The organism is Brevundimonas sp., assembly GCF_018608325.1.
In the GTDB taxonomy this organism is placed as follows: domain Bacteria; phylum Pseudomonadota; class Alphaproteobacteria; order Caulobacterales; family Caulobacteraceae; genus Brevundimonas.
The window spans coordinates 1-7,611 of record NZ_JABAZW010000127.1; the positions used below are offsets into that span (position 1 = coordinate 1).

A 7,611-nucleotide genomic window follows, 5' to 3' on the forward strand; every position below is an offset into this window, starting at 1 on the left:
CCGCCGATCAGGCGACGGTCAGAAGATGTGATCTTCATGGCCTCGGAAATCAGGTGCAGGGCGTCGACGCTGCCCCATCCCATGGATTTCAGATCGAAATGCTCCAGCAGGTTCAGCGCCTCGGCGACGCTGACGCCCGATGCCGTGGGCGGCATGAAGGCGATGGGTGCGCCGCGATAGCTGCCCATGATCGCTTGCGATACATCGGCGCGATAGGCGGCCATGTCGGCCAGTGTGATGACGCCGCCGCGGGCCTGAATTCCGGCGACGATCTGGCGGGCCAGTTCGCCTTTGTAGAACTCATCTGCCCCGCCGTGCGCCACCTTGCGCAGGCTTTCGGCCAGCAGCGGCTGACGGAAGACTTCGCCAGCGCGATAGGGGCTGCCGTCCGCCTTGAGATAGGCTTCGCGCGCGCCAGGGTCGGTGGCCAGAACGCGAGCACGGCCGCCGGTGGCGTCTGCTTCACCGTCTGTCAGGACGTAGCCTTCATTAGCCAGACGGATGGCGGGGGCGATCAGTTGCGCCCAGCTTAGCGAGCCGAACCGCTGATGCGCTTCCCACATGCCCATGACAGTGCCGGGCACGGCGACATTGATGAAGCCAGAGGCTTTGGTGCGGTCGAATTTGCCATCGGCGGCCAACAGCAGTTCCGGCGTCGTCGCGGCGGGCGCCGTGCCGTAATAGTTGATGGCGATGTCCTGCGCCGGACGATCTGCCGTCGCAGCCATGTGGACCAGCATATAGCCACTGCCGCCGATGTTGCCGGCGCGGGGCAGGGTGACCGCCTCGGCAAAGGCGATGGCGATGGCGGAGTCTACGGCGTTTCCGCCTTGGCGAAGGATGTCGACGCCGACGCGTGTGGCCAGATCGCTCTGGCTGGCGACCATGCCGCCGCGGCCCACGACGGGGCTGTGAATCTGGCCGTAGCCGACGATATCGCCGCCGCTGCCTGCGCCCGGATGGACGGCGGCACCAGCAACCTGGGCCTGAGCTGGCCCGGTCAGCAACATTACTGAAACAGAGATCGCCGTTGCGGTTCTCACCGCCCGGTCAAACAGTACGCGTTTCGTCACAATACGCCCTCATTGTCTCGTGCATTGATGTTCCACGCGGTAAGGCTGTGGAGTTCAAATTTGCAAATTTAGCGATAGCATTGCTGAAAAAGTCGATTCAAGCACAGTTCGCGAAATCATGCTGCGCCCTTTATCGTATAACGACAATATTTATTCTGCAAAGCTTGACGCGACAAGTGTGACACATTCTAGTCTGAAATGAGGCAATTCACTTGGGTGGCGGGCTCCACAATCCCTCGTTGCTTTAAGTTTACTGTCTCTCAAAACGACATTTCAGAAACGGTCGCGGGCATCGAGGGGATACTGCGGCCGGATCACAGTTTGGGGGTTCCTAGTTTATGCGTTCATTCAACGTGCGTTGCGGCGTCAAGGCGGCCATGCTCGCCACCACCGCCCTGTTCGGTTCAGGCGCCGCCATGGCCCAGGAGGCGGCCTCCGGTCCTGTCAGCCAGGTCGATGAGATCGTCGTCGTCGGCTCTCAGATTCGCGGCGCCAAGGTCACTGCGGCCCTGCCGGTTACGGTTGTCGGTGAAGAGCAGATCCTGGCCACCGGCGCCACTTCGGGCGACGAGCTTCTGCGCTCCATCCCGCAGATGGGCGATGTGACCTTCAACTCCAGCTATCTGCCGGCGACCTCCAACTCGGCGCGTGGCGACACGGGCTCGGTCAACCTGCGTAACCTGGGCATCGGCAATACGTTGGTGCTGCTGAATGGCCGTCGCGTGGTCGGGCACCCGACGTCTCAGGCGAATGAACACCTGGTTCCGGTTCTGACCTACAACACCAACGCCATCCCGGTTTCGGGTCTGAAGCGGCTGGAAGTGCTGCGTGACGGCGCCGCCGCTATCTATGGCGCGGACGCGGTGGCGGGCGTGGTCAACACCGTCCTGCGCGATGACATGAACAGCTGGACTGTCTCCAGCCAGTACGGCGCCGCCGAAGGCACCGGCATGAAGGAGTTCAACTTCTCGCTGTATGGCGGCAAGGACATCGAAGACGGCCGCGGCAACGTCTCGCTGTTCTTCAACTATGACCATCGCGATGAGATGACGACGTTGGACAAGCCGTACACGGCGTCTGACGACAAGCGTCCTCTGTTTGCAGGCACGGGCTTCGAGAACAACTCGACCCTGAACGGCCTGTCGCAACTGACGCCCTGGGGCCAATTCACTCTGGCCAACAAGGCGACCGCTCAGTTCGGCGGCCAGAGCTTCACCACCTTCACAATCCAGCCTGACAATATCGCGGGCTGCGCTGCCGCTCTGGGTGACGGTCTTTGCCTGAAGAAGACCACTACGGTGGACGCTGCGCTTCGCGGCGACACGGCGCAGGAAGACCTGACTGTGATCCCCGAGGTTGATCGCTTCAACCTGTTCCTGACCGGCCGCTACAAGATCAACGACTCGGTCGAAGCATTCGGCGAACTGGGCGTCTATTACGCCAAGTCCCACGCCCGTCAGGCGCCGATCAACACCCTGTCGTCGATTGTCATGACGATCCCGGGTGGCAACTTCTATAACCCGTTCAAGCAGGACGTTCTGCTGACCGGCTACCGTTTCAACGACATGGGCCCGATCAATGTCGATGTGACCAATCAGCAGTATCGCTTCCTGGGCGGTCTGCGCGGCGAATGGCGCGGCTGGAACTGGGAGTCGGCGCTGTTGTGGTCCGAAGCCTCGGCCAAGGACGTGTCCGACAACATCTCGACCACGCGTCTGGCGGAATGGGCGGCCAAGTCGACGCCTGACGCCTACAACTTCTTCAATGGCGGCGACCGCACCCATCCGCGTTACGGTGACTCGACGCCGTCGAACCAGGCGGCTTTGGATGCGATCCGCGTCGACATGGTCCGCAAGACCAAGACGGAGCTGGGTCTTTGGGACTTCAAGATCTCGCGTCCTGACCTCTTCACCCTGCCGGGTGGTCCGGTTGGCGCAGCGTTTGGCATCGAAGCCCGCACCGAAACCCAACTGGATGACCGTGACAGCCGTATCGACGGCACGATCCGCTACACTGACAAATCGGGCGCAGTTTACAGCGACCTGATCAACTCGGCGGAAAACCCGGACACCTATGGTGAGCGTGACGTCTTCTCGGCCTATGCCGAGTTTGCAGCGCCACTGGTTTCGCCTGAGATGAACGTGCCGTTCGTGCACAATCTTGAGGTTCAGGTCGCCGGTCGTTTTGAGCACTATTCGGACTTCGGCGACATCGCCAAGCCGAAGATCGCTGCAGCCTGGGACATCGTCGATGGTTTGCGCCTGCGTGCATCATGGGCGCAGGGCTTCCGCGCGCCGAACCTGGAGCAGATCAACGCCACGGTGATTACGCGTTCGAACAGCTCGAACGATTACGCCTATTGTGAAGCCCTGATCCGTCGCGGAAGTGCTGCCACAGGCATGACCAACATGAGTCAGTGCGGCGCCTCCTACAGCCCGACCAACGCTGTCACCGAATACGCCAACATCAATACAAACCACGTGCGCAAGCTGACGGCTGAGAAACGCTCGGGTAACCCGAACCTGCAGCCGGAAGAGTCTGAAACCACGTCGTTCGGCGTGGTGATCCAGCCGCGCTTCTTGCCGGAGCAACTGGGCAACTTCACCTTCACCGCCGACTGGTGGAAGGTTGAGCAGACCGGCATGGTCGGCCTGTTCCGTGGTCAGAACGCCCTGATCCTGGACTATCTGCTGCGCAAGAACGGCAGCTTCAACCCGAACGTGGTCCGCGCGGATGCGACGGCGGCTGACATCGCCGTATTCGCAGGCACGGGCCTGACGGCGGCGGGTGAAGTTCTGCACGTCACGGACGCCTACAGCAACCAGCAGCCGCAGACGGTTGAGGGGCTGGATCTGGGCGCCATGTGGAACCTGCGTGGCACCAAATACGGTGATTTCAGCCTGAACCTGAACGTGTCGCACCTGATCAAGTATTATCTTGAATCAGCGCCCGGCATGCAGGAGCTGATGGCGGCGAAAGCGGCGGGGACCATCGATCCGGCGATCACCTTCGGCGGACGCACGGGCAACCTGATCAATGATCTGGGCCGCCCGGAATGGAAGTGGTCGCTGTCCGGCAGCTGGCGCTACCAGAACGTCACTGTGGGCGCCTTCACCCAGTACATCTCGGAGCTGAATGACACCTCGTTGGTCAATTCTTCGGGTGATTTCTGGACGGTGGAATCCACCCTGACGGCGAACCTGTACGGCGAGTACGAGTTCGATGGCGGTCGTCTGTCGAACACGGCTGTGCGGGTCGGTGTGCGCAACATCACCGATGAGCAGCCGCCTCTGTCCGGCGCGGGCTATGTCGGCACCGTGTACCAGCCCTATGGGCGCTACTGGTACGTCAGTGTCCGTAAGTCCTTCTGATCTGAGTTGACTATCCTGGCGCGGAGAACGGCGACGTTCTCCGCCCCGTCTGCATGTGTTTTCTGGAGTTCTCGATGAAACCTGTTTCGATGCGCGCCCTGACAGTCGCCGCCGCTTTGGCGAGCATGGCGGCTCCCGCCTTCGCTGCCGAACTATCGCCTCAAGCCAAGACGCAGATCGTCGCCGCCGTTGACCGCAACCAGCCCGCACTGGATCACGCCGCGCTGGAAATCTGGCGATTTGCAGAGTTGGGTTATCAGGAGGTCCAGAGCACGGCTCTGTTGCAAGGTCAGTTGCGCGAAGCTGGTTTCACCGTGACGCCCGGCATCGCCGGTGAGCCGACGGCCTTCCTGGCCAGTTTCAAGAATGGCGCCGGTCCGGTCATCGCTGTCCTGGCGGAGTTCGACGCACTGCCTGGCCTGTCGCAGACGTTGAGCCCGATCCAGGAAACCGCAGGTGCGGCTGGCGGTCATGGCTGTGGTCATAACCTGTTCGGCGCCGCTTCGGTCCAGTCGGCCATCGCCGTCAAGGAATGGATGGTCGCCAACAACATCAAGGGTGAGCTACGCGTCTATGGCACGCCTGCGGAAGAGGGCGGCTCGGGCAAGGTCTATATGGTCCGCGACGGCCTGTTCAACGACGTGGACGTGTCGATCCACTGGCACCCGGGCAACGTCAACAGCGCCCGCCAGGGCGACACCATGGCCAATGTCTCGGGCAAGTTCCGCTTCTACGGCACGGCGGCCCATGCGGCGGCGGCGCCGGACAAGGGGCGTTCGGCGCTTGATGGCGTCGAGTCCATGAACGCCATGGTCAACATGATGCGCGAGCACATCCCTGACCGTACGCGCATCCACTATGTCATCACGGACGGCGGCAAGGCGCCGAACGTGGTTCCAGCCTATGCCGAGAGCTATTACTACGTCCGTCACACCAACCCCGCTATCGTTCGTGACGTTCTAGAGCGGGTGAAGGCGGCGGCCCAGGGCGCGGCCATGGGCACCGGCACGCGCGTCGAGTTCGAGGCGATCGGCGGCGTCTATTCCATGCTGCCGAATGAAGCCCTGATGCATGTGATGGACCGCAACCTGCGCAGCGTCGGCGGCATCACCTGGACGCCGGAAGAAATTGCTCTGGCTACGGAAATCCAGAAGAGCTTCCCCGTCCGTCCGCCCCTGTCCAGCGTCGGCGAGATTGAACCGGCTGTCATCGGCGGCGAGTTTGGCGGCTCGACGGACGTGTCGGATGTCAGCTGGGTCACGCCGACGCTGGACTGTCGACCGCGACCTTCGTTCCCGGTTCGGCTGGCCACAGCCGGCAGAATGTCGTGGCCGCAGGTTCGTCGATCGGCCTGAAGGGCGCGCATCTGGCGGCCAAGACGCTGGCCCTGACCACGGCGGAGCTGTTCCAGAGCCCTGACGTCATCGCCCAGGCCAAGGCTGAATTCGAACAGCGCCGTGGCCCTAACGTCCAGTACCGCGCCCTGCTGGGCGAACGCTCGCCCGCGCTTAACTACCGCGACTAGCGCTGGTCTGATCGCCAAAGAGAAAGGGCGGCGTCGATGTCTCGGCGCCCCCCCTTTTTGTCTTACCTGAATGTCAGAAGCGGTAGGCGACGCCGACGCGCAGATTGCGGCCTGCCATTGGCGCGATGTCTTTCAGGAAGGACACGTGTTCGCGGGCCTCTTCGTTGGTCAGGTTCCTGGCCTCGGCGAAGATGGTCACGTTGTGATCCGTGAGCGGACGCCAGGCGGCGGCCAGGTTCAGCAGCGTGTAGTCGTCCGTCGGCAACTCGTAGGCGTTGGCGACCCGGTCCTGTTCGCCAACGTGGCGAACCTCAACGCTGGCGTCGAACGGCGTCGAGGTCCAGGCGAGGCGACCGGTGACGGAGTAGGGCGGAATACGCGCTGCCGGACCAAGGTCCGTCTGGGCGTGGACGAAGTCGGCTGCGCCTTCCAGCGACAGTTTGCGGTCTCCGCTTTCCCAGAGGGAGTAGGCCCCTTCCAGTTCGAAGCCATAGAAACGCGCATCGGTCTGGACGAACTGGAAGATTGGGAATTCTTCGCCTTCGTAGAGATAGTCCGCGCCCGTGGCGCGTTCGTCGATGAAGCCGTTGTACCAGGAATGATAGACGTGGAGGTCGCCGGTGAAGCGTCCGCGGTCATAGTGGGCCGTGCCTTCCAGCGTATTGACCTTCTCGCTGTTCAGATTGAGGTCGCCGGTCTCATAGGCGGCGGTGGCGATGTGAACGCCGTCCGCGAACAGTTCGACCTCGCTGGGTGCGCGTTCATTGTGGGCCAGGCTGAGGCCCAGGAACAGGCCGGGGGCAGGGCGCAGGAAGCCGGCGACCGAAGCGGACCAGTTGTTGAACTCGCGGTTCACCTTGCTGACGCCGCCGATGGGCGTGGCGCTCAGCTCGCGGCGGTCGTAGCGCAGGCCGCCTTCAAAGCCGTAATGAGCCCGGTCCAGACGCTGGACTGTGTAGACGCCCAGTTCGTCGATATCGACAGTGGGGACAAAGGCCTCTTCGCCGATGGCCTGGAAGTTGCGCGACAGGCCCTGGACGCCGACGGCGCCGTTCCAGCCGTTGCGTTCGCGCTGAACCAGATCGGCGCGGCCTTCCCAACCGTCCGAGTTGAAGATGGTGCCGGGTTGGCCGACGTCCTCGAACTCGGTGTGGGTGTATTTGGCGTGGCCGTATGAACCGCGCAGAGCCGAAAACGGGCCGTCGTCGAAGCGATACTCGCCGCGAACGTCATAACGTTCCTGGTTCAGTTTGATGAAGACGTTCTCTTCCGCGACCGTGCCGTATTCGCTGTCGGTGTCCTTGTAGGAGGCGCCGATATAGCCCTTGTCGGTGATGTAGGAGCCGCCGACGCCCCAGGCGGTCAGGTCGGTGTAGCTGTTGGGCTGGGTTCCGCCGGGGCCGCGATCAATGCCGTCGGCCTCGGCCTTGCGCGCAGAAATGGCCGGAGAGGGGATGTCATAGTCGCTGGTTTTGCGGCGCACGCCATCCAGATTGAAGGCGAAATGGCCGCTGCCGACAGTGACGCGGCCAAAACCGCTGCGGCCGTCGTCAACGCTGGAAACCTGAGTGGAGACGACGCCGGACAGGCCGCCATCGGGAATCTTGGTGGGGATGCGGTCGTCGATCACGTTCACGACGCC

At 62.6% G+C, this 7,611-nt stretch carries 5 protein-coding genes; 3 read left to right on the top strand and 2 right to left on the bottom strand.

Annotated features, from left to right (window positions below; translation table 11 throughout):
* Positions 1-1,073, bottom strand: a 1,073-nt coding sequence (locus QZ281_RS12305) for a gamma-glutamyltransferase (RefSeq protein ID WP_292228776.1), incomplete at its 3' end; no start/stop codon positions are given.
* A gap of 377 nt (positions 1,074-1,450) precedes the next feature.
* Between QZ281_RS12305 and QZ281_RS12310 the strand changes: the two genes are divergently transcribed.
* The 3 genes from QZ281_RS12310 to QZ281_RS12320 all read left to right on the top strand — a co-directional run bounded on the left by QZ281_RS12310 (position 1,451) and on the right by QZ281_RS12320 (position 5,969).
* The gene (locus QZ281_RS12310) at positions 1,451-4,444 is read left to right on the top strand and encodes a TonB-dependent receptor (RefSeq protein WP_292228778.1); all 2,994 of its coding nucleotides are present in this window, start codon (positions 1,451-1,453) and stop codon (positions 4,442-4,444) included.
* A 74-nt stretch (positions 4,445-4,518) separates the two neighbouring features.
* A complete protein-coding gene (locus QZ281_RS12315) occupies positions 4,519-5,799 on the top strand; it encodes an amidohydrolase (protein WP_292228779.1) in 1,281 nt (426 codons plus the stop codon).
* Positions 5,772-5,969, top strand: a complete 198-nt coding sequence (locus QZ281_RS12320; protein WP_292228780.1) for a hypothetical protein — start codon at positions 5,772-5,774, stop codon at positions 5,967-5,969. Before QZ281_RS12315 ends, QZ281_RS12320 begins: the two co-directional genes overlap by 28 nt.
* Positions 5,970-6,042: 73 nt before the next feature.
* On the opposite strand, the gene QZ281_RS12325 is transcribed toward QZ281_RS12320, so the two are convergent.
* Positions 6,043-7,611 (bottom strand): TonB-dependent receptor (locus QZ281_RS12325; protein WP_292228781.1); only part of this gene is annotated, 1,569 nt, incomplete at its 5' end.